Below are 22,263 nucleotides of genomic sequence, written 5' to 3'. Positions count from 1 at the left end.
AGTAACACCTCCTCTTGTGAAGGTCATGTGTGCGCCCCGTTTCGGTCGTTTCGGGGTGTTCTGGCGTGCGCGCGAACCACCACAACCGGCACCTTCCCCCCTCAGTCCGATCCGTTCTTCGTGTACGGCGGTTGGCGTAGAGCCCCCAGTAGCATGCCAACCCGCACCCGAAGCGCATTAGCGTGCGGTGCCGCAACAGGAGGCACCATGCGATCCGACAACCGCACCGGACTCGTCAGCGGAACAGGGCTCATCGTCGCCGCGCTGCTGGCGACCGTCGTCGCGCTGGCCTTTCCGATCTGGTCGTACGCGGACCGTGCCGGCACCGGCCTGGACACCCTGAACTCCCAGACCGTGCCGACCCCCTACGGCCCGCTGTCGGCCCTGGACCGGGAGTTCGTCACCAGGGTCCGGCTGGCCGGTCTGTGGGAGCTGCCCGCCGGCCAGCAGGCCCAGGAGCGCGGCACCACCCAGGCCGTACGGACGGCCGGACAGCACCTCATCGAGGGGCACACGTTCCTCGACGCCCGTGTCCGCAGCGTCGCCGCGCGGCTCGGCCTGGAACTGCCCAGCCAGCCCAATGCGCAGCAGCGTCAGTGGCTGTCCACGCTCAGCGCGGCGCACGGCACGCGGTACGACCAGGATTTCGCGAACATCCTGCGCGCGGCGCACGGCAAGGTGTTCGCCATGGTCGCCCAGGTCCGCGCGAACACCCGGAACTCGCTCGTACGGGATCTCGCCGACGACGCGAACACCACCGTGCTCGACCACATCAAGGTCCTGGAGGCGACCGGATACGTGGACTTCGACGCGCTCGCCGAGGACGCGGCCACCGCGAGCCCGCCGCCGCTCACCCGCTCCCCCGCACCGCCCGGCCCGGTCCCGTTCCCGTCGTCGCCGATCCCGGTGACCCCGTCCTCGGGCTACCCGCTCCCCCCGGCCGCCACGCGCCCCGATCCCTCCCCGGCCTCCTGAACGACCGGCGCCGTCCGCCGACGCACCGAATGGTGTTCGAGCTCGTACCCGATTCCGCCGGGTACCACCAGGCCCTCAAGAGCGGTCCGGCTCATGCGAGTTGAGCACGTGGGGTGCCGATTCGCCGAGGTCCGCGACAAACGGAACGTCACATACCGGGAACGGCTCCGTCCCACATCGTGGGTGGAGCATGGCGTCCACCGGCCGCATCGCATAGAAAAACGCCATGTTCTGGGTCCTTCTCCTGTTCCTCGCCTGGCTGGCGGCCGGTGTCTCCTGCACCCGGCTGTGTCTGGCCGCGGTCCACTCCGCGTCCCTCGACGCCGACGCCGCGCCCGGGCACGACCTCACGCTGTACGAGGCCGCGTTCCTGTCCGGCGGACCGGCCCGGGTGGCCGACCTGACCCTGGTGTCGATGGCCCGCCAGCGTCGCCTGCTGCTCGCGCACACCGGCTGGGCCACGGTCGTCGACCCGCGCGGGCGCGACGACATGGAGCGCTCGGTCATCGGGGCCATCGGGCCCGAGGGCCAGTCCCGGATAGCACCGCTGCGGGCGGCCACCGCCGCCGCCGACTCGGTACGCCGGCTCGCGGACCGCCTGGTCGCGGCCGGCCTCGCCGTCCCCGACGGAGCCCGCACCGACGTCGCGGGTGCCGTCCGCCAGGTCCGGGCCGCCGCGGCCGCGGTCCTCGCGCTGGGCGTCGTGGCCCTGCTGCTGCCGGGCCAGGCCCCGGGCAGCGACGTCCCGGTGGCCGTCTGGTTCCTGCTCCCGCTCATCCTGACGCTGAGCTGTCTCGCCATAGCCCGGATCGAGGTGCACCCCTGCACCCGCTGGGCCTCCCCGGCCGGACAACGGCTGCTCGGCACCCTGGCCAGGCACTCCGACGCGTCCGGCGACGACCGTACGTACCTCACCTCCGTCGCCGTACGCGGCATCCGCGCGATCGGCGAGCCGGAACTGCGGGCGGCCCTGGCGCACCGCGACCGCGAGACCTCCTGACGGGAAGGGACCCACCAGGGCTGTCCGGCCATGCCCGCGGGTCAGGGCCGGGCCCCGGGGGTCGGAAGGCGCTCCGGGGGGGCGCATCGGGGTCATTGGCGCCGACACCGGCGGGCGGTGCTTTACTTCGCCGGCCTCCGGCCGAAGCATCCCTTCTGTCGCTGCCGTGCGCCGAAGGGATTCGCGATGAGAGCTGCCGTCCTCCACGGAACCGCGGGGTCCCTGCTGCTGACCGGCCTCGTCGCCGCTCCGGCGGACGGCGCGCCGGCCCGGCCGGACCCGTTCGTTTCCGCCGAGACGCGCGGCACCGCCGTCGCCGCCCGGCGCGCCGCCGCCGCGGGCATCCGCTTCGGCAAGTGCCCCAAGGAGGAGCATCTGCCGTCCGGCCTCCGGTGCGGCACGGTCACGGTGCCCCTCGACTACGCGCTCCCCGACGGCAAGCGGATCAGACTGACCGTCAGCCGGGTGAAGGCCACCGGCAAGGACCCGCACAACGCGAGGCACAAGGTGCCGCGCCAGGGCGCTCTCGTGTACAACCCCGGCGGTCCCGGCGCCTCCGGCCTGTACTTCCCGCTGATCGGCATGCTGCCCGCGTGGAAGCGGATCGGAGCCGCGTACGACCTCGTCGGCTACGCCCCGCGCGGCGTCGGCCGGTCGGCGCCGCTGACCTGCCGGGACCCCGAGCACCCGCCGAAGCCGCTCCTCCAGGCCCCGGCGGTCCCCTCGGAGGCGTTCAAGAAGGCACGCGTCGCGGAGGCGAAGGCGTACGCCCGCGGCTGCGCCCGGCGTTCGGGCTCCGCCCTGCGCCACTACACCTCGCTCAACAACGCCCGTGACCTGGACGTGCTGCGGGCCGCGCTCGGCGAGCGGAAGCTGACGTTCATGGGTGCCTCGTACGGGACCTACTTCGGTGCCCTGTACGCGACGCTGTTCCCCTCGCACGTACGCCGTATGGTCTTCGACTCGGCGGTGAACCCCGACCCCGAGAAGGTCTGGTACGGCAACAACCTCGACCAGTCGGCCGCGTTCGAGATCCGCTGGGCCGACTTCCGCGCGTGGATGGCCCGGCACGACAAGGTGTACAAGCTGGGCCGCACGCCCGAGGAGGTGCGGCGCTCCTACGAGAAGGCGCGGGCCCGGCTCGCGGCCTCCCCCGCGGGCGGCACGGTGGGGCCCGCCCAGCTCCAGGGCGCGTTCCTCCAGGCCGGGTACTTCGACGACTACTGGCCGCAGCGCGCGCTGGCGCTGTCCGCCTATCTGAAGGGCGACCCGAAGCCGCTGATCCAGCTGGCGGCACCGCATCCGGAGGCCGCCGCCGAGCAGGAGAACGGCAACGCGGTCTACACGGCCGTGGAGTGCAACGACGCGCCCTGGCCGACCGACTGGCGCACCTGGGACCGCGACAACACCCGTCTCGCGCGGGTCGCCCCGTTCGAGACCTGGGACAACGTGTGGATGAACCTGCCGTGCGCGTACTGGTCCGCGCCCCGGCAGAAGCCGCTCGACGTACGGACACTGCCCGGTGAGCTGCCGCCGACGCTGATCCTCGCCGCCGAGCGGGACGCGGCGACGCCGTACGAGGGTGCCAAGGAGTTGCAGCGACGGCTGTGGGGCTCGGTGCTGGTGACCGAGAACGGTGCCGGGACCCATGGGATCGCGGGCGGCCCCAACACCTGCGTCAACGGCTATCTGGACGCCTACCTGCTGGAGGGCCGGCTCCCCGGGCGGGACGCGGGGTGCGCACCACACCGGGAACCGGTGGCGCGGGCGCGCTGACCCGCCCCGGAAACCCGGAAGGCGGGCGCCCCCGGGAGGGGCGCCCGCCTTCTCGCGGGGACGGCCGGTGAGCTGCCGGGACGGCCGGGCGGAATGCCGGGACGGTCAGGCGAGGCCCGCGACCAGTTCGGCGACGTCCTTGCGGCGGCCGGTGTAGAACGGGACCTCCTCGCGGACGTGCATCCGGGCCTCGGAGGCGCGCAGGTGGCGCATGAGGTCGACGATGCGGTAGAGCTCGTCCGCCTCGAAGGCGAGCAGCCACTCGTAGTCGCCGAGCGAGAACGAGGCGACCGTGTTCGCGCGGACGTCGGGGTACCCGCGGGCCATCTTGCCGTGGTCGGCGAGCATCCGGCGGCGGTCCTCGTCGGGCAGCAGGTACCAGTCGTAGGAGCGCACGAAGGGGTAGACGCTGATGTAGTCGCGGGGCGTCTCGTCGGCGAGGAACGCCGGGATGTGCGAGCGGTTGAACTCGGCCGGGCGGTGCAGCGCCATGTTCGACCAGACCGGCTCCAGCGCGCGGCCCAGCTTCGTACGGCGGAAGAGGTTGTACGCCTCCTGGAGCTGGTCACTGGTCTCGGCGTGCCACCAGATCATGACGTCGGCGTCGGCGCGCAGTCCCGAGACGTCGTAGGTGCCGCGGACGGTGACGTCCTTGGCGGCGAGCTGGTCGAACAGCTCCTGGACCTCGTCGGCGTAACCGGCCCGGTCCTCGGGGAGCACGTCCTTCAGCTTGAAGACCGACCACAGGGTGTAGCGGATGACCTCGTTCAGGTCCTTGGCCAGCTTGCCCTTGTTCGGGATCCTGGCGGCCTCGGTGGTGGGGGCGTCGTCACTCATGAGGCTATTCTCCCGCGCCGCCGTGCAGGCTCTGCACCGGGTCGGCCCGCAGCGCCTCCAGCCCGGCGCCGTCGCCGCCGAGCCGGTCGACGGCGGCGTACGCGGACGCGATGCAGGCCGGGATGCCGACCCCGTCGTACGCCGCGCCGCACACCGCGAGGCCCGGCAGCTTCCCGACGTGCTCGCGGACGCGGGCCACGCGCGCGTGGTGGCCGACCGGGTACTGGGGCAGGCCGTCGTCCCAGCGCGTCACCCGGGTCTCGACCGGCTCGGCGTCGAGCCCGGTCGCCTCCCGCAGGTCGTGCCGGGACACCTCGACGAGATCGGCGTCGGACCTGCCGAGCACCTCCGTCTCGCCGTACCGCCCGACGGAGGTGCGCAGGATCAGCAGGCCGGGGTCCTGGTCGGCGATCCAGCCCCACTTGCGGGAGGCGAAGGTGGACGCCTTGATGGTGTGCCCGTCGACCGGCGGCACCAGGAAGCCGCTTCCTTCGGGGAGGGTGGCGCCCTCGCCGCGGTAGGCGAGGGTCACCAGGGCCATCGACGCGTATTCCACGGCGGCCAGCTCGGCCGCCGCGGCCGGGGCCTCCGCCCGCAGCAGCGCGGAGGCGGCCGGGGCGGGCAGCGCCAGGACGACCGCGTCGGCGTGCAGGACACGGTCCCCGGCGACGACGCGCCAGGCGGCGCGGGCGGGCTCACCGGGCCCGGCCGCCGTGGTCCTGCGCAGTTCGGTCACCGGCGTCCCGGTGAGGATCTCGCCCCCGCGTGCCGTCACCGACTCGGCGACGGCGAGCGGCAGCCGGCCCACCCCGCCGTCGATGCCCATGAACACGGGGCCGGTCTGCCCGGCGGCGGCCGCCTTGGCCTGGATGTCGCGGACGGCCTCGGTGAGGGAGGTGTGCGTGCGGGCGGCGGCGTAGAGCTGGGGGACGGCCAGGCGCAGCGAGATGCGGTAGGCGTCGCCCGCGTACACGCCCCCGAGGAGGGGTTCCACGAGGCGGTCGACGACCTCGCGGCCGAGGCGTGCCGCCACGTACTCGCCGACGGCGATGTCCTCGCCCACCTCGGTGCGGGGCAGGTCGGCGTCCCGCTCGATGCGGCGCAGGCCCTCTTCGGAGAGGACGTCCGCGACGGCGGAGGCGCTGCCGGGGACACCCATGACGTGGCCCTTGGGCATGGGGCGCAGGGTGCCGCGGGTCCACAGGGAGGCCGTCGCGGTGGCGGGCGGCTGGAGGCGGTCGCCCAGTCCCGCCTCACGGGCGAGGTCCACGGCCTCCGGGCGGCGCGCCAGCATCGACTCGGCGCCGAGGTCGACGCGCGCGCCCGCGATCTCGCCGGCCAGCAGCTTGCCGCCCAGACGGTCGGAGGCCTCCAGGACGGTGACGCGCGCGCCCCGCCCGAGGAGGCGGTGGGCGGCCGCCAGCCCCGCGATCCCTCCGCCGACCACCACGACGTGTCCCGAACCCGGAGAAGTGTCCTCTTCACGCATGGCTCCACCTTCTCAGACACCACCGACGCCTCCGTCGGGGAGCCCGGTGTCCGGCGCGAGTCCGGACCGTGACCGCATCGGGACCGGAGTCGTCCAACGTCCCGGGCCGCTGCGGCGTCGAAGAAGCGTCAGTCGTCACCACCTTGGGGGTAGCCCGCATGCTCACACGCAGCTCCGGACGTCCGGACCGACCCGTGCCACCTGTCTCGTCCGTCTCACCCGCTTCACCCGCCTCACCAGGACGCACCGCCCGCCCGGCCCGGGTCCTCGCCGGGATGTTCCTCGTCACCGCGCTCGCGCTGTCGGGATGCGGCGCCGCCGATGACACGGCCAGCACCAGCAGCGACAAGGGGTACGCGCAGGACGCCGGAGACGCGAAGGCCGGCCCCGCGGAGCGGGCGGACTCGGGTGCGGCCGGCAGCGGCAGCGACAGCTCGGGCGGGCGCAAGGCCGCCCCGCCCAAGGTGACGGTGAACCGCATCATCCGCACCGCTTCCCTGACCGTCGAGGTCAAGGAGGTGGCCAAGGCCCTGGACGACGCCCGGGCCACGGCCGAGAACGCCGGCGGCTACGTCGGCAACGAGACCACCACCCGTGACGGCAGGGGCCACGAGCGCACCCGCGTCGTCCTGCGAGTGCCCACCGAGCGCTACGACCAGGTGCTCGCCGACCTGGAAGGCGCCGGCAAGGTCGTCGAGCGGACGGCCAAGGCACAGGACGTCACCGACCAGGTCGTGGACGTGGAGAGCCGGGTCAAGTCGCAGCGCGCCAGCGTGACCCGGGTCCGGGAGCTGATGGACAAGGCGACCAAGCTCAGTGATGTGGTGGCACTGGAAGGGGAGTTGAGCAGCCGGCAGGCCGACCTGGAATCGCTGCTCGCCCAGCAGGCATCGCTGAAGGACCGCACGAGCCTGGCCACGATCACCCTCTCGCTGTCCGAGACCCCGGTGAAGAAGGCCGAGAAGAAGGACGAGGACCCGGGCTTCCTGGACGCGCTCCAGGGCGGCTGGGACGTGCTGGTCACCATGGTGCGCTGGCTGGCCCTGGCGATCGGGGCGCTGCTCCCCTTCGCGGTGCTCCTCGGCCTGATCGCCCTGGTGTGGATGCGTTTCGTGCGTCCCCGGCTGCCCCGTCGCCCGGCCCCGGCGGTGACTCCGGGTCCGGCCCCTGGTGCCGCGCGGGCGTCGGCGGTCCCGGTCCCGGCTTCCCGCCCGGCGCCCGGACCGGCTCCGGCGGGCGAGGCCGCGCCGAAGGCCGCCCCGCCCGCCCGTGGCGGAACCGCGGAAGGCGGCGAGGAGGACTGAAGTGCCGGTCCCCCGTAGCGTGTTCGTATGAGCATGAGCGATACGAACGGCGCGGGCGGCGGGCGTGGCGCCCGGGAACGACTGGTCGTGATCGGGGGTGACGCGGCGGGGATGTCCGCCGCGTCACAGGCGCGCCGGCTGCGCGGTCCTGACGAGCTGGAGATCGTGGCGTTCGAGCGGGGCCACTTCACGTCGTACTCGGCGTGCGGCATCCCGTACTGGGTGGGCGGCGACGTCCCGGACCGCGACCGGCTGATCGCGCGGACCCCCGAGGAACACCGTGAGCGCTCCATCGACCTGCGGATGCGTACGGAGGTCACCGGGATCGACGTCGCGGGCGCCCGGGTGCGCTCCCGGGACCTCGGCACCGGGGCCGAGGAGTGGACGTCGTACGACCGGCTCGTCATCGCGACCGGCGCGCGTCCGGTCCGCCCCGACCTGCCGGGAGCCGACGCGCCGGGCGTGCACGGCGTGCAGACCCTGGACGACGGGCAGGCCCTGCTCGACTCGCTGGCGGCTACCGAGGGCCGCCGGGCCGTGGTCGTCGGCGCGGGCTACATCGGCGTGGAGATGGCCGAGGCGCTCATCAACCGCGGGTACGAGGTGACGGTGGTCAACCGCGGCAAGGAGCCCATGTCCACGCTCGACCCTGACATGGGCCGCCTGGTGCACACCGCCATGGAGGGCCTCGGGATCACCATGGTCGACGACGCCGAGGTCACCGCGTTCCTCACCGGCGCCGAAGGGCGGGTCGGCGCGGTCGTCACCAAGGACGCCACGTACCCGGCGGACGTGGTGGTGCTCGGTATCGGCGTGCGCCCCGAGACGACGCTCGCCCGCGCGGCGGGGCTGCCGCTCGGCGACCACGGCGGGCTGCTCACCGACCTGGCGATGCGCGTGCGCGGGCACGAGAACATCTGGGCGGGCGGCGACTGCGTCGAGGTGCTCGACCTGGTCTCGGGACGCGAGCGGCACATCGCGCTGGGCACCCACGCGAACAAGCACGGGCAGGTCATCGGCTCCAACGTGGCCGGCGGATACGCCACGTTCCCCGGTGTCGTCGGCACCGCGGTGAGCAAGGTCTGCGATCTGGAGATCGCCCGCACCGGACTGCGCGAGAAGGACGCGCGCCGGGCGGGCCTGCGGTTCGAGACCGTCACCATCGAGTCGACGAGCCGCGCGGGCTACTACCCGAACGCCGCCCTCATGACGGTGAAGATGCTCGCGGAGCACCGCACGGGACGGCTGCTCGGCGTGCAGATCGTCGGCCGGGAGGGCGCGGCGAAGCGGGTGGACATCGCGGCGGTGGCGCTGACCGCGGGCATGACGGTGGAACAGATGACGATGCTGGACCTCGGCTACGCGCCGCCGTTCTCACCCGTCTGGGACCCCGTCCTGGTGGCGGCCCGCAAGGCGGTGGCGAAGGTACGGCGGGCAGCCCCGTGACGAGCACGGGACAGCGTGCCTTCCCCCGGTCCGACAGCGTGTCCTCCCCGGTCCGGACGGGTCCGGACGGGTCCGGACGGGTCCGGACGGCGGCCGGTGGCCCGGGTACCGGCTACGCGGACTCGTTCCCGGCCGTGCCGTTGATCCGGTCTATCGCCTGCCGGGCCTGCTCCGCGGGCGGCCGGGGCGGCAGCGAGGAGACGGAGCCGGCCGCGGTGACCGAGGGAGGGGTCTGGGCCGGCTTCGCGTGCGCCGCCGGCCGGGAGGACCGAAGGCGGTGGCTGACGGCCTCGTCCAGGGTCACCGGCCGCTGCATCCGGGCCGCGAGCCGGCCGGCCTCCTGGCCGAGCGCGGCGACGTCCTCCCAGGGGAGGTGCAGCACCAGGGCGATTTCCGCCTCGCCGTCGGGCAGGGCGTGCATCGGAGGAGTAACTCGGTCGCTCATGGCCTTGGTCCTCACGTCTTCACGTCGTCGCGTCGTCGTACCCGCGCCACGCCGCCGGAGCGGAGCGGGGGGCTGAGGAGACATACGGCCGCGGGGGCACATGTGTTCAGTGGGTCCGGCGGGAAACCCTGCCGGCGGCCGGACCGGCCGAGCGCGGTGGAGCCCGGATTCACCCCGCCCAGCGGGGGCAGTAGTCCCTCGTGGTCATTCCCGTCCATGACGTGAACCCGGTGCGGCGCACGCCCTATGTGACGTACGCGTTGATCGCCGCCAATGTGCTCGTGTTCCTCTACACCCCCGGCCTCTCCGGATCGGTGGCGGGCGACAGCGCCCTGTCGCAGCTGTGTCATCTGCGCGCGTTCATGGACCACTACGCCGCCGTGCCGCAGGAACTGATCCACCATCATGTGCCCCGCCTGGTGCCGACCGGGGAGGTCGGCGGCGGCCCGCACGGACCGGGCTGCGTGCTGGGCCCGCGGGGCTACGACAAGTCGCCGCCGCTGTCGGTGCTCACGGCGATGTTCCTGCACGGGAGCTGGCTGCACCTGCTGGGCAACCTGCTCTTCCTGCTGATCTTCGGCAACAACATCGAGGACCGGCTGGGGCACGTGCGCTTCACGCTGTTCTACGTGGCGTGCGGTTTCGCGGCGGCGTACGGCTTCGCGCTGGTCAACGAGGACTCGGGCGATCCGCTGATCGGCGCCTCGGGGGCGATCGCCGGGGTCCTCGGCGCGTATCTGGTGCTGTACCCGAGAGCCAGGGTCTGGGTCCTGGTCCCGTTCCTGGTGTTCCTGCCGCTCCGGCTGCCCGCGTGGCTCGTGCTGGGCTTCTGGTTCGTGCTCCAGGCCGCGTACTCGTCCGGCGCCGCCGTGCCCGCCGCGGGCACCGTGGCGTACGCGGCGCACGTCGTCGGCTTCCTGGCCGGCATGCTCCTGGCCTGGCCGCTGCGTCCGGGCACCCCGCCACCGCCCGAACCGCGCCGCCTGCTGTTCGGCAGACAGGCGCGGCACAGTTGGTGAGCCGGGGGTACGGGAGCCGGGGTACGGGAGCCGGACTAGCGCGCCGTCCGCGTGTGGACGTACTCCACCAGACGGCTCAGCGCGTCCGGGTCCATGCTCGGCATGACGCCGTGCCCGAGGTTGAAGACGTGGCCCTCCAGGCCGGCGGCGGCGTCGAGCACCTCGCGGGTCTTCGCCTCGACGGCCTCGGTGGACGCGAACAGGACCGCGGGGTCGAGGTTGCCCTGGAGCGCCTTGCCGGGGCCGACGCGGCGGGCGGCCTCGTCGAGCGGGACCCGCCAGTCGACGCCGACGACGTCCGCGCCGGCCTCGCCCATGAGGCCGAGCAGTTCGCCGGTGCCGACGCCGAAGTGGATGCGCGGCACGCCGTACGAGGCGACGGCGTCGAAGACCTTCGTCGAGGCGGGCATCACGGAGCGGCGGTAGTCGGCGGGGGCCAGGGCGCCGACCCAGGAGTCGAAGAGCTGGACGGCGCTCGCCCCGGCCTCGATCTGCACCTTCAGGAAGGCGGAGGTGATCTCGGCGAGACGGTCGAGCAGGTCGGCCCACAGCTGCGGGTCGCTGTACATCAGCGCCTTGGTGTGCTCGTGGTTCTTGGACGGGCCGCCCTCCACGAGGTAACTCGCGAGGGTGAAAGGCGCGCCCGCGAAGCCGATGAGGGGGGTCTCGCCGAGTTCGGCCGTCAGGAGCCCGATCGCCTCGGTGACGTACCAGACGTCCTCGGGGGTCAGATCGCGCAGCTGGGCCAGGTCGGCACGGGTGCGGATCGGGTTCTGGACGACCGGGCCGACGCCCGGCTTGATGTCCAGGTCGACGCCGATGGCCTTCAGCGGGACCACGATGTCGCTGAAGTAGATCGCGGCGTCCACGTGGTGCCGGCGGACCGGCTGGAGCGTGATCTCGGCGACCAGCTCGGGCCTCATGCAGGACTCCAGCATGGGGATGCCCTCGCGCACCTTGAGGTACTCGGGCAGTGAGCGACCGGCCTGCCGCATGAACCACACGGGTGTGTGCGGCACGGGCTCGCGCCTGCACGCCTTGAGGAAGGCGGACTCGTACGTGGCTGTCGGCTGCTGCCCGGCGGGGCTGTGGTTGGCGCTCACGACGGAAAGTCTCCCACGGCTCACGGACACCCCCGTCCCGGGCTCCGGTGCGCCCGCCGCCCCTCCGGACGGCGCGCTCGCGCGACGGCGTGCGCCCGGCGTGATCCGGACAGGGGTCCCACGCACGGGTGTCTCTCCCTGCGCGCGGGCTCCGTTCCCCTTAATCTTCCCGGCATGGCTGCGGCTCAGGGACGACTGTCGGACGGCGCTGGCGGAATGGACGACGCGAGGGAGGAGAAGGAGGGGGACAAGGATGCGGCGGAGACGGCCCCGTTGCCCTTCCGGGCGGCTGTCGACGCGCTGCGGGCCGCCCGGCCCCGGCCGGACATCGAGATCGACCCGACACGACCACCGCAGCGCCTGGCTCCGTACGCGTACGCGCTGGAGGCCGCGGTCGTCGCCGACGACGAGGATCTGGCCGACGGCCGCCTCGTCCTGCTGCACGACCCGGCCGGGCACGACGCCTGGCAGGGCTCCTTCCGTCTGGTGACCCTGGTCCGCGCGGAGCTGGAGCCGGAGATGGCCGCCGACCCGCTGCTTCCCGAGGTCTGCTGGTCATGGCTGACCGGCGCGCTCCAGGCCCGCGGCCTCTCGTACGGCGAGCCGAGCGGCACCGTGACCCGCGCGAGCTCGCACTACTTCGGCGGGCTCGCGGAGCGCCCGGCCGCCTCGCAGATCGAGATCCGCGCGTCCTGGACACCCCGGGAGGGGCTCGGCGGCGTACCGGACACCGCCGCGCACCTCGCCGGCTGGTGCGACCTGCTGTGCCAGGTCGCGGGGCTGCCGCCGGTGACTCCGGGTGACGCCTCGGTGGTCACCCTGCCGCAGCGCCGGGGACCACAGTCCCGCTGACCCCGCGAGGGCGCGCGCCGACGCGCGCGCCCTTTCCGTTTCCTTACCGGCCGCATATCGATACGACCACTTTCGGCCGCGTATCGACACGGAACGACGCGGAACGACTCGATTCGATCTTCGGATGATCGATCGTGCGTCCGAATTGCACGGATTGTTACTCACCCCATCGTGATCATTCCCTAAAGGTCGACAGGTTTGATGCCGAAGACGTCTGTGACCTTGAAAGCACGGTTCGTCCTGGCTCGCCCCTCTCAGAGCCGGTCCCGTCCCGCACCCCAGGAGGCCTGGTGTCCGTTCTCCTCGAGCAGCCCGCAAGCCTGGTCGCCTACCGTCCGAACAAGCCGACCGCCATGGTGGTCGTGGCAGACCCCCGGGTCCGTTCCACCGTCACCCGCCATCTGTGGGCGCTCGGAGTGCGCGACGTCATCGAGGCGTCGTCCGTCGCGGAGGCCCGTCCCCGAATCGGCAACCCGCGAGACATCTGCGTCGCCGACGTCCATCTGCCGGACGGTTCCGGCCTCACCCTCCTTTCCGAAACCCGAGCCGCGGGCTGGCCCAACGGCCTCGCCCTCTCCGCCGCCGACGACATCGGCGCCGTACGCAACGCCCTCGCGGGCGGCGTCAAGGGCTACGTCGTCACCGGCACCCGTACGAACGTCGGGCTCCCCACCCGGCCCGGCGCCGCGCCCATCGGCTCGGCCGCCGCCCGTATGCACCGCCGCCCCCCGGGTGCCCCGAGCCACCCGGGCGGCTACCGCGAACTGTCCGGACGAGAGGTCGAGGTCCTGCGCCTGGTCGCGGAGGGCCAGTCGAACAAGGCCATCGGCGTCTCCATGGGCCTGTCCGCACTGACCGTCAAGAGCCACCTCGCCCGCATCGCGCGCAAGCTCGGCACGGGCGACCGCGCCGGAATGGTCGCGGTGGCCCTGCGGACCGGAATCATCCACTGACCCCTCCCCCGCCACCTTCCTCCCGCCTCCCCGCCTCCCACCCCGACACCGGACGGCCTCCCCGCCCCCCGGCCGCCTTCCTGCCCGTGAACCGCGTGTTGCGTTCACCTGACTGGTTTACGACCATCCGACGCCCGTCGACGGAACGTTCCGTCGACGGGCGTCGTCCATCCACAGATACCCTTGACAGGTGACCGACGCCCAAGAGACCGCAGCAGACAGCTCACTGCGAACCACCGGAGGCGGCCCTCCGGACGACGTCGAATCGGCGCCGACCCCGTTGCTCGAGCCCCGAGAAGGCATCCCGCCGGTGATCACCGACGAGGCCTCGCTCGCCGAGGTGATCGCCGCGTTCGCCGCCGGCTCCGGCCCGGTGGCCGTCGACGCCGAGCGCGCCTCCGGGTACCGGTACGGCCAGCGGGCCTATCTGGTGCAGCTGCGCCGCGAGGGCGCCGGCAGCGCGCTCATCGACCCCGTCGCCTGTCCCGACCTGTCCGGTCTCGGTGAGGCCGTCTCCGGGGCGGAATGGGTCCTGCACGCCGCCACCCAGGACCTGCCCTGCCTCCGCGGGATAGGCATGATCCCCACCACCCTCTTCGACACCGAGCTGGCCGGACGCCTGGCCGGGTTCCCCCGGGTGGGCCTCGGAGCCATGGTGGAGAGCGTCCTCGGCTTCGTCCTGGAGAAGGGGCACTCCGCCGTCGACTGGTCGACACGCCCGCTGCCCGAGCCCTGGCTGCGCTACGCCGCGCTCGACGTGGAACTGCTGGTCGACCTGCGCGACGCACTGGAGAAGGAGCTCGACCGGCAGGGCAAGCTGGAATGGGCCCGCCAGGAGTTCGACGCCATCGCCCAGGCCGAGCCCGCACCCCCGCGCAAGGACCCCTGGCGCCGTACGTCCGGGATGCACAAGGTGCGCCGCCGCCGGCAGATGGCCGTCGTACGGGAACTGTGGGAGACCCGGGACCGCATCGCGCAGCGCCGGGACATCTCGCCGGGCAAGGTGCTCGGGGACGCGGCGATCGTCGAAGCGGCGCTGGCCGTGCCCGCCAACCTGCACGCCCTGGCCGCCCTGAACGGCTTCGGGCACCGCATGGGCCGGCGCCAGCTGGAGCAGTGGCAGGCCGCGGTCGACCGCGCGAAGGCGCTGCCGGACGCCGAGCTGCCCCAGCCCGGCCAGCCGGTGACCGGGCCTCCCCCGCCGCGGGCCTGGGCCGACAAGGACCCGGCCGCCGCCGCCCGGCTCTCCGCCGCGCGGGCCGCCGTGTCGGTGCTGGCCGAGCGGCTGAACATGCCGCAGGAGAACCTGATCACCCCGGACACCGTGCGGCGCGTGTGCTGGGAGCCGCCCAGGACACCGGACACGGAGTCGGTGGGCGCGGCGCTCACCGCCTGCGGGGCGCGGCCCTGGCAGGTGGAACTGGTCACGCCGGAACTGGTGACGGCACTGTCCGTGAAGACCGCCTAGGACGTCCGGACCCTCGGGACGCCTTGGCCCGCCGGGAGCGTCACGCCGGGGGCGGACGGATCCGGGACGGCCCGGAGCGCCTCTCCGCGGTGGCGGTCTCCCCCGCTCGGCGGCGGGCCCGGCGTACGGGCCGCGCCTCGGGCGTATCGGCGCACCCGGCGTCGGTCACCCGTTCGGCGTAGGACCGTGCCGGGCGCGCGCCCGTGTCCGTCGTGCGCCGCCTGTACGCCGTGTGCGCGCCGGATGTCCGGCGCGCGCTCCGATTGCTCCGTACGCCGGGCGCTCCGAGCGCCCGGCATGTCCGTCGTGCCCCACCGCGTACGCCGCCCGGGGTGCGTTCCGGCTCTCCCGGTGCACGCCGGACGGGTCCTCGAAGGGGAATCGACCCGTCGAACGGGCGACGAGATCACGCCAAGATCCTGGGACGTCCGAGTGCGGCCGTTTCCCGGGTGTCCGACCCTGGAGAAGCGGCGTGACAGCAGGCCGGACGGCCGCGGTGGGACCGTCCGGCGCGAGGACCGGCGGGGCGGCCCCCGGGCGGCGGCCGCCCGCGCGCGAGTGGCCGGGCCGGAACGCGCGGGCCTTCCGGATGTGACCTTCGCCGCTCCCGCCCGCGGGACTGGGCAGGTTGGTTACTCGTAAGTAGCATGGGTGCTGAGCGCGCGCTCAGGCGTGTGTCGCGCAGCAGTGCCATCCCGCATCTGGAGGAGAGCCATCGTGCCTCGTACCGTCAGGGACGTCGTCTTCGTAGACGGCGTCCGCACCCCGTTCGGCAAGGCGGGCCCGAAGGGCATCTACCACGAGACCCGCGCCGACGACCTCGTCGTGAAGGCCATCCGGGAGCTGCTGCGCCGCAACCCCGGTCTTGACCCCAAGAAGATCGACGAGGTCGCCATCGCCGCGACCACGCAGATCGGTGACCAGGGTCTGACCCTGGGCCGCACGGCCGGCATCCTCGCCGGGCTCCCCCAGTCGGTCCCCGGCTACTCCATCGACCGCATGTGCGCGGGCGCGCTGACCGCCGTCACCGCCACCGCGGGCTCCATCGGCTTCGGCGCGTACGACGTCGTCATCGCCGGCGGTGTCGAGCACATGGGCCGTCACCCCATGGGCGAGGGCGTGGACCCGAACCCGCGGTTCGTCAGCGAGAAGCTGGTCGACGAGTCCGCCCTGTTCATGGGCATGACCGCCGAGAACCTGCACGACCGCTACCCGACCATCACCAAGCAGCGCGCCGACGAGTACGCCGTGCGCTCGCAGGAGAAGGCCGCCAAGGCGTACGCCAACGGCAAGATCCAGCAGGACCTGGTGCCGATCTCGGTGCGCAACACCAACCCGGAGGTCGGTGAGACGGGCTGGGGCCTGGTCACCGCCGACGAGCCGATGCGTCCGGGCACCACGCTGGAGAACCTGTCCGGCCTGAAGACCCCGTTCCGCGTCCACGGCCGGGTCACCGCCGGTAACGCCGCCGGTCTGAACGACGGTGCGACCGCGTCGATCCTCGCCTCCGAGGACTTCGCCCGCGAGAACGGCCTGCCGGTCAAGATGCGCCTGGTCTCGTACGCCTTCGCGGGCGTCGAGCCGGAGGTCATGGGCTACGGCCCGATCCCGGCCACCGAGAAGGCCCTCGCCCAGGCCGGTCTGTCGATCGAGGACATCAACCTCTTCGAGATCAACGAGGCCTTCGCCGTCCAGGTGCTCGCCTTCCTGGAGCACTACGGCATCGCCGACGACGACGCGCGCGTCAACCAGTACGGCGGCGCCATCGCGTACGGCCACCCCCTCGCCTCCTCCGGCGTCCGTCTGATGACGCAGCTGGCCCGCCAGTTCGAGGAGCAGCCGGAGGTCCGTTACGGCCTCACCACCATGTGCGTCGGCTTCGGCATGGGCGCCACGGTGATCTGGGAGAACCCGCACCACAAGGACGCCGGAGGCGACAAGTGACCACCGCTGAACTCCTGAAGGGCGCAGCCGAGCTGTTCCCCGACGAGGTAGTGACGTCCGCGAACGTACGCCACCTCGACCTGCCGTTCGGTGCCGGGCGCTTCGCGCTCATCACCCTCGACAACGGCTTCGACCACACCAAGCCGACCACCTTCGGTCCCCAGTCGCTGGCGAACCTGAACGCCGCCATCGACCAGGTCGAGAAGGAGGCCGCGGCCGGCGAGATCGTCGGTATCGGTGTCACCGGCAAGCCGTTCATCTTCGCGGTCGGCGCCGACCTCAAGGGTGTCGAGCTGCTGAAGAAGCACGAGGACGCGCTCGCCATCGGCAAGGGCGGCCACGAGGTCTTCAAGCGTCTGTCGGGCCTCGCGGTCCCGACCTTCGCCTACTACAACGGCGCGGCGATGGGCGGTGGCGTCGAGGTCGGTCTGCACTGCTCGTACCGGACCGTCTCCGCGGCCCTGCCGGCGTTCTCGCTGCCCGAGGTCTTCCTCGGTCTGGTCCCCGGCTGGGGCGGCTGCACGATCCTGCCGAACCTGATCGGCGCGGACAAGGCCGTCTCGGTGATCATCGAGAACTCGCTCAACCAGAACAAGCAGCTCAAGGGCGGTCAGGTCTACGACCTCGGCATCGCCGACGCGCTCTTCGAGGGTGCGGACTTCCTGGAGCAGTCGCTGCTGTGGACGGCCTCCGTCCTCAAGGGCGAGATCGCCGTCGAGCGCCCGGAGATCGACCGCGGCGAGGCCTGGGACCAGGCCGTCGCGCGTGGCCGGTTCATCGCCGACAGCAAGGTACACGGGGCCGCCCCGGCCGCCTACCGCGCGCTGGACATCATCGCCGAGGCCAAGGACGGCGACCTCCAGAAGGGCTACGACGCCGAGGACGTGGCGCTCGCCGACCTGATCATGGGTGGCGAACTGCGCTCCGGCATCTACGCGTTCAACCTGGTCCAGAAGCGCGGCAAGCGTCCGGCGGGTGCGCCGGACAAGTCGCTCGCGCGTCCGGTCACCAAGGTGGGCGTCGTCGGCGCGGGCCTGATGGCCAGCCAGCTCGCCCTCCTGTTCCTGCGCCGCCTGGAGGTCCCGGTCGTCCTCACGGACATCGACCAGGAGCGCGTCGACAAGGGTGTGGGCTACGTCCACGCCGAGATCGACAAGCTGCTGCTCAAGGGCCGCGTGAACCGGGACAAGGCCAACCGCCTGAAGGCCCTGGTCTCCGGTGTGCTGGACAAGGCGGAGGGCTTCTCCGACGCCGACTTCGTCATCGAGGCCGTCTTCGAGGAGATCGGCGTCAAGCAGCAGGTGTTCGCGGAGGTCGAGGCGGTCGCCCCGGCGCACGCGATCTTCGCCACCAACACCTCCTCGCTGTCGGTCACCGAGATGGCGTCGAAGCTGAAGAACCCCGAGCGGGTCGTGGGCTTCCACTTCTTCAACCCGGTCGCGATCCTCCCGCTCCTGGAGATCGTGCGCGGCGAGCAGACGGACGACGCCTCGCTGGCCACGGCGTTCGCCGTCGCCAAGAAGCTGAAGAAGACCGCGGTCCTCACCAAGGACGCCCCGGCGTTCGTCGTGAACCGCATCCTGACCCGCTTCATGGGCGAGATCCAGAACGTCATCGACGAGGGCACCTCGGTCGAGGTCGCCGAGAAGGCCATCGAGCCGCTCGGCCTGCCGATGTCCCCGCTGGTCCTCCTCGAACTGGTCGGCCCCGCGATCGGCCTGCACGTCTCGGAGACCCTCAACCGGGCCTTCCCGGACCGCTTCACGGTCTCCCCGAACCTCGCGGCCGTCGTCAAGGCGGGCAAGCGCGGCTTCTACGTCTACGACTCCGGCAAGCCGGAGCTGGACCCCGAGGTCGCCGCTCTCCTCAAGCAGGGCGACGTCGTCCTGACCGAGGAGCAGGTGCGGGACCGGGTCCTCGACGCGGTGGCCCAGGAGATCGGCCTCATGCTCGACGAGGGCGTCGTCGCCGAGGCCCAGGACATCGACCTCTGCCTGATCACCGGCGCGGGCTGGCCCTTCCACCTGGGCGGCATCACGCCGTACCTGGACCGCGAGGGCGTCTCGGAGCGCGTGACCGGGAAGCGTTTCCTGGACGCGGGCGTGGCGTCGGTTCCGGCGTAACGGCCTGACGTGACAGGAAGAGGGCCCCCGCCGTTCGGCGGGGGCCCTCTCTCGTTCAACAGCCGTGAACCGGGGGCCGGTTCACCAGACCGGCATGGCCGGGTAGTGCTCGCACGTGCCGGAGCAGGTCTCCCGGGACTCCAACGAGGTGCGCAACCAGCTGTCCTCGGGGATGCCCCGCACGCGCAGCGTCAGCGAGGCGGGTGCCGAGCGGACAGCGCCGAACACCGACACGAACTCGACCGTGCGAGTGCCGGGCCGCCAGTCGTGGGCGTGGGTGAGGTACCAGGTTCCGTCCTGCTTGACGGGTGCCTCGGCGATGACTCTGCCCTGCTCGAGGAACATGACCTTCGACGTACCGCGGGACGCCCTGCCGGAGAAGCGCGGGCGCGGCCCGGTCCAGGCGTCCTGCTCGGGGCCCACGATCCGCGGAGCCGCCAGGCGGTCGACGACCTCGAACGCCAGCTCGGACCTGCGTGAGACGGCGTTGCCCACGACCGCGAGCACCTCGATGCTGTGCTGGCCGTCCGGCCAGTTGACGACCCGGCGCCACTGCCATGCCCCCGAGGCGGAGACGGCCGTGCCGCCGAGATAGCGGCCCTCCTCGTAGAAGAGGACGTAGTCGGTTCCGGTCGGCGCCTTGCCGGCGAACTCGCGCTGCGCGCCCACGAACTGACCGGGATCGGGCGAGGTGAAGACCGGCACGCCGGGCACACTCGGGATGATGTCGAGAGCCGCCTCGGGGTGGCTCACCATGAACTCGGTGAGCTCTGCGGGGCTCTCCCCGGGAGTCAGCAGCCGCTGATCGACCAGATCGACCGGCAGGCCGGGGACCTCATGGAGAGCGGCGGCCGTACGCCGGGCCACCTCTCGTGCGCCCACTTCGTTGAAGTGTCTGGCGTCGATGATGCCGTCGGGGTGGTTCGGGTACTCACCCGGATCCAGCCACCGGTACAACCGGCGTGCTCGCTTCGGTCCCAGTTCGGCGAGCATCGTCGTCGTGAACGTGGTCATGTCGAGCAGAGCAGCGCCGGTCTCGGCCGCGACTTCCCGGGTGAGTTCGGTGTATTCGCCATGGGTGTCCAGGACGTTCCCGGCCTCCCCGAAGGAGCAGCGGGCCGCCGGGGTGACCAGCACGGGAACGGCCCCCTCTGCCTGGATCGCCTCGACGTACAGGCGCAGATACTCCTGGTACTCGCGCGGCGCGTGGTAGCGGTTGAGCTGGTTGACACGCTCCTCGTCGTGACCGAAGGCGATCAGCACCAGATCGCTCGGGCTGAGGAGGTTGAGGAGCGCGGTGAGCCGCTTGCCGAAGTAACCACGCAGGGTCATGGCATCACGGGCGTAGTTGCGCACCTCGTAGCCCTCGCCCAGGAATTCGCCGAGGTACTGGCCCCAGCCGGCGAGCGGTGCCTCCTCCTCGGACCGCGGCGCGGCCACCGAATTGCCCAGGATGCAGATCTTCCTCATGTCTTGCTCATGCCTTCCTCAGTCTTCTCTGTCTGTCTTCTGGTCCCGCGGCACCGGGACGGGTGTCACACGAGCGTCAGCGGGCCAAAGCCGTCCGCGAGGTCCGGCTTGGCCTGGCGCATCACTCGGAGCCGAGCGTCGGAACCGATCGTCGCCACCACGACCCGGCCCGCGTGGTCGCGGGCCAGGGCGGGCGGACGCGCCATCAGCACGTCGTGGTCGGTCCACCGCGGTGCCGCTTCCTGGCCCTGGGTGGCAAGGACCGCTGTACTCAGCCGGTTCCGGGCGTTCCGGCGCGCGAGAACCACGAAGTCCTGTCCGCCGGTCTGCTGTCGCAGGGCCGCGATCCGCCCTGTACCGCCGTGACCGCCCAGCCGATCAGCCTGTCGGTTCCACCGCCCGTCGGGCCTCTGCCGCAGGCACATCACCTCGCCGGAGTCCTCCTCGCGGTAGAAGAGCGCCGCCCTGGAGCGTCCGACCTGCAAGGGAGTGATGCCTCCGGTGGGCCGCCAGGCGTCGGTGTCGACCGAGGTCACGTTGTCCTGCATCTTGTACGGGCCGTACATGCCGTCCTGGTACCAGCGCACCCCGCCCGACCTGTTGCTGGCGTACAGCTCGATCCGGCCGGTGGACATCAGGACCGCGTTCAGGCAGTCCTGCAGGTTGCGGCCGTGCAGGTCCTCCCATTCGCCCCAGCCGCCGTCGACCTGGCGGCGGGCGCTGGCGCCGGAGCCGAAGTTGCGCATGAAGACGTGCAGGATTCCCGCGCTGCCGACCACGGCCACGGGGGTGCCGACCTCCCGACGCCGGCGCCAGTCCTCCGTGTAGTCGTTGGGGTTGCCGATCCTCTCCCAGGGCACCACCGCCCCGGTGTGAGCCTGCCGCCACATACGGACGACGTCGACATCTACCTCGCCACCGGGCCCGGGGGTGCGGCACATACCGACGAGGTGCACCCCGCCCTCGCGGTCCGGTGCCACGGACAGGGCGGGGGTCAGGCCCCCGCCGGGCAGCAGGACCGGTCCGCCCCAGAGATCGCTGCCCGGCACGCTCTCGGTCCACACGGCGACCCGGCCGCCGAGCACCGCGTAGGCGGCGAGTCGGCCGTCCGCCTGCAGATGGAGCCAGTCGGTGCCGCCTTCGTACCGGGCCCTGGTGCTCCACCCGTAGCGACGGGTGTCGGCTCCGTCGGACAGCTGCAGGTCACCGCAGTAGCGGTGTCGGCAGTCGTGTCCGTCGGCGGAGGTGTACACCTCCAGCACACGCTTCTTCTCGGCCCAGCTCTCCTCCGCGAGGTTGCTGGGCCACATCTTGTTGCTGTAGCCGACGCAGTGGTCGACGAGCGGTGGCCCGCCGCCCTCCGCGATGTAGCCGTCCAGGGCGGCCAGCGCGAACTGCGCCGTCGCTGTGTGGTCCTGGTGATCGCTGGAGATCGGCCCGCGAACCTCGTCCCAGTCCGTGTGCCAGGGGTCGGGGTCCATGGTCCAGAACTGGTCGGGGCGTGTGCGGTGGAGCAGCTCGATCAGGGAACGCAACAGGGCGTCCTTCGTGATCTCCTGCGGCTGGGACAGCGGCGACTCCGCGGCGACAAGGGTGAGCTGGGACATCGACGTCCCGCTCCACAGCTTGGCCAGCCGGACGGACGGCGTGTCGGCAGGGAAGCCGTGCCCGGTGTTGACGATCCGCAGCCCGAAGAAGAACAGCTGGACATGAGGGGCCGCCAGCAGAACGGAACGGTCCGCCGTCACCCCGGTCGAGAAGGTGAACACGTCCCGTGACCATGCGCTCTCGCGGTCACCGGTCACCATGTCCGCGTACGCCGCGCGCAGACCCTGCTGCCGTGCCTCGGCGTACCCCTCGTAGTCCGGCGGGCTGTCCAACCGCCGGGGGTCACGGATGTCTATGTTGATCCCGTCGGCCTCCGCGGCTGTCAGGTACACACTGGTGACACGGAACCCCGCCTCAAGAGCTCGCTGCAGATCGGGGTTGATGAAGTAGAGGTCGTCGTCGGGATGCGCCAGCACCTGGAACAGGGAGGCCTGCACGGGAACTGGTTCCG

Annotated in this window: 17 protein-coding genes; 11 read left to right on the top strand and 6 right to left on the bottom strand. The window is 72.2% G+C overall.

Annotated features, from left to right (window positions below; all coding sequences use genetic code 11):
- Positions 1-207 precede the first annotated feature (207 nt).
- The 3 genes from ACFYW9_RS16315 (at position 208) to ACFYW9_RS16305 (ending at position 3,751) form a co-directional block, all read left to right on the top strand.
- Positions 208-975, top strand: a complete 768-nt coding sequence (locus ACFYW9_RS16315) for a DUF4142 domain-containing protein (RefSeq protein WP_389150076.1) — start codon at positions 208-210, stop codon at positions 973-975.
- 226 nt (positions 976-1,201) lie between these two features.
- Complete coding sequence (locus tag ACFYW9_RS16310) at positions 1,202-1,975, top strand: TIGR04222 domain-containing membrane protein (protein WP_351861441.1); 774 nt, start codon at positions 1,202-1,204, stop codon at positions 1,973-1,975.
- A 186-nt stretch (positions 1,976-2,161) separates the two neighbouring features.
- Positions 2,162-3,751, top strand: coding sequence for an alpha/beta hydrolase (locus ACFYW9_RS16305; RefSeq protein ID WP_389150071.1), 1,590 nt, complete (start codon positions 2,162-2,164; stop codon positions 3,749-3,751).
- A gap of 105 nt (positions 3,752-3,856) precedes the next feature.
- Here ACFYW9_RS16305 and hemQ read toward each other — a convergent pair whose 3' ends face one another.
- Positions 3,857-4,588, bottom strand: coding sequence for a hydrogen peroxide-dependent heme synthase (gene hemQ / locus ACFYW9_RS16300; RefSeq protein ID WP_326784959.1), 732 nt, complete (start codon positions 4,586-4,588; stop codon positions 3,857-3,859).
- 4 nt (positions 4,589-4,592) lie between these two features.
- Positions 4,593-6,077, bottom strand: coding sequence for a protoporphyrinogen oxidase (gene hemG / locus ACFYW9_RS16295; protein ID WP_389150067.1), 1,485 nt, complete (start codon positions 6,075-6,077; stop codon positions 4,593-4,595).
- Between the two features lie 275 nt (positions 6,078-6,352).
- On the opposite strand from hemG, the gene ACFYW9_RS16290 reads away from it, so the two are divergent.
- Together ACFYW9_RS16290 and ACFYW9_RS16285 are read left to right on the top strand one after the other, a co-directional pair.
- Positions 6,353-7,381 (top strand): DUF4349 domain-containing protein, encoded by a 1,029-nt coding sequence (locus ACFYW9_RS16290; RefSeq protein WP_389150123.1) that lies wholly within the window; start codon positions 6,353-6,355, stop codon positions 7,379-7,381.
- Positions 7,382-7,408: 27 nt separating this feature from the next.
- On the top strand, positions 7,409-8,827 hold the full coding sequence (locus ACFYW9_RS16285; RefSeq protein WP_351861448.1) for an FAD-dependent oxidoreductase: 1,419 nt from the start codon (positions 7,409-7,411) through the stop codon (positions 8,825-8,827).
- 112 nt (positions 8,828-8,939) lie between these two features.
- Here ACFYW9_RS16285 and ACFYW9_RS16280 read toward each other — a convergent pair whose 3' ends face one another.
- Positions 8,940-9,272, bottom strand: a complete 333-nt coding sequence (locus ACFYW9_RS16280; protein ID WP_351861450.1) for a hypothetical protein — start codon at positions 9,270-9,272, stop codon at positions 8,940-8,942.
- Between the two features lie 200 nt (positions 9,273-9,472).
- Here ACFYW9_RS16280 and ACFYW9_RS16275 point away from each other — a divergent pair, with 200 nt between their 5' ends.
- Positions 9,473-10,291: a rhomboid family intramembrane serine protease gene (locus tag ACFYW9_RS16275; protein WP_351861452.1), complete on the top strand. Its 819-nt coding sequence runs from the start codon at positions 9,473-9,475 to the stop codon at positions 10,289-10,291.
- 35 nt (positions 10,292-10,326) lie between these two features.
- Here ACFYW9_RS16275 and hemE read toward each other — a convergent pair whose 3' ends face one another.
- Positions 10,327-11,394, bottom strand: a complete 1,068-nt coding sequence (gene hemE / locus ACFYW9_RS16270; RefSeq protein ID WP_351861454.1) for a uroporphyrinogen decarboxylase — start codon at positions 11,392-11,394, stop codon at positions 10,327-10,329.
- 174 nt (positions 11,395-11,568) lie between these two features.
- Here hemE and ACFYW9_RS16265 point away from each other — a divergent pair, with 174 nt between their 5' ends.
- The 5 genes from ACFYW9_RS16265 (at position 11,569) to ACFYW9_RS16245 (ending at position 18,734) form a co-directional block, all read left to right on the top strand.
- Positions 11,569-12,246: a DUF3000 domain-containing protein gene (locus ACFYW9_RS16265; RefSeq protein WP_351861456.1), complete on the top strand. Its 678-nt coding sequence runs from the start codon at positions 11,569-11,571 to the stop codon at positions 12,244-12,246.
- Positions 12,247-12,536: 290 nt separating this feature from the next.
- Entirely contained in the window at positions 12,537-13,199 is a 663-nt protein-coding gene (locus tag ACFYW9_RS16260) for a response regulator transcription factor (RefSeq protein ID WP_019073943.1), read from the top strand.
- A 190-nt stretch (positions 13,200-13,389) separates the two neighbouring features.
- Positions 13,390-14,667 carry a ribonuclease D gene (locus ACFYW9_RS16255; protein WP_389150060.1) on the top strand — a complete coding sequence of 426 codons (1,278 nt, stop codon included), beginning with the start codon at positions 13,390-13,392 and terminating at the stop codon, positions 14,665-14,667.
- 717 nt (positions 14,668-15,384) lie between these two features.
- Positions 15,385-16,611, top strand: a complete 1,227-nt coding sequence (locus tag ACFYW9_RS16250) for an acetyl-CoA C-acyltransferase (RefSeq protein ID WP_351861459.1) — start codon at positions 15,385-15,387, stop codon at positions 16,609-16,611.
- The gene (locus ACFYW9_RS16245) at positions 16,608-18,734 is read left to right on the top strand and encodes a 3-hydroxyacyl-CoA dehydrogenase NAD-binding domain-containing protein (protein WP_351861461.1); all 2,127 of its coding nucleotides are present in this window, start codon (positions 16,608-16,610) and stop codon (positions 18,732-18,734) included. Before ACFYW9_RS16250 ends, ACFYW9_RS16245 begins: the two co-directional genes overlap by 4 nt.
- Before the next feature lie 81 nt (positions 18,735-18,815).
- Here the strand turns inward: ACFYW9_RS16245 and ACFYW9_RS16240 are convergent, their stop codons facing one another.
- Complete coding sequence (locus ACFYW9_RS16240; protein ID WP_389150056.1) at positions 18,816-20,204, bottom strand: GDSL-type esterase/lipase family protein; 1,389 nt, start codon at positions 20,202-20,204, stop codon at positions 18,816-18,818.
- Positions 20,205-20,269: 65 nt separating this feature from the next.
- On the bottom strand, positions 20,270-22,249 hold the full coding sequence (locus ACFYW9_RS16235) for a PIG-L family deacetylase (protein WP_389150053.1): 1,980 nt from the start codon (positions 22,247-22,249) through the stop codon (positions 20,270-20,272).
- Positions 22,250-22,263 lie beyond the last annotated feature (14 nt).

The organism is Streptomyces sp. NPDC002698 (assembly GCF_042888945.1).
Lineage (GTDB): Bacteria > Actinomycetota > Actinomycetes > Streptomycetales > Streptomycetaceae > Streptomyces.
This window is presented reverse-complemented; position numbering and strand designations above follow the sequence as displayed.

Excerpts from the sequence above, each read along its gene's own strand:
- ACFYW9_RS16290 (WP_389150123.1), top strand. The coding sequence starts at position 6,353 with ATGTTCCTCGTCACCGCGCTCGCGCTGTCGGGATGCGGCGCCGCCGAT.
- ACFYW9_RS16285 (WP_351861448.1), top strand. The coding sequence starts at position 7,409 with ATGAGCATGAGCGATACGAACGGCGCGGGCGGCGGGCGTGGCGCCCGG.
- ACFYW9_RS16315 (WP_389150076.1), top strand. The coding sequence starts at position 208 with ATGCGATCCGACAACCGCACCGGACTCGTCAGCGGAACAGGGCTCATC.
- hemG (WP_389150067.1), bottom strand. The coding sequence starts at position 6,077 with ATGCGTGAAGAGGACACTTCTCCGGGTTCGGGACACGTCGTGGTGGTC.
- ACFYW9_RS16240 (WP_389150056.1), bottom strand. The coding sequence starts at position 20,204 with ATGAGGAAGATCTGCATCCTGGGCAATTCGGTGGCCGCGCCGCGGTCC.
- ACFYW9_RS16310 (WP_351861441.1), top strand. The coding sequence starts at position 1,202 with ATGTTCTGGGTCCTTCTCCTGTTCCTCGCCTGGCTGGCGGCCGGTGTC.
- ACFYW9_RS16305 (WP_389150071.1), top strand. The coding sequence starts at position 2,162 with ATGAGAGCTGCCGTCCTCCACGGAACCGCGGGGTCCCTGCTGCTGACC.
- hemQ (WP_326784959.1), bottom strand. The coding sequence starts at position 4,588 with ATGAGTGACGACGCCCCCACCACCGAGGCCGCCAGGATCCCGAACAAG.
- ACFYW9_RS16265 (WP_351861456.1), top strand. The coding sequence starts at position 11,569 with ATGGCTGCGGCTCAGGGACGACTGTCGGACGGCGCTGGCGGAATGGAC.
- ACFYW9_RS16280 (WP_351861450.1), bottom strand. The coding sequence starts at position 9,272 with ATGAGCGACCGAGTTACTCCTCCGATGCACGCCCTGCCCGACGGCGAG.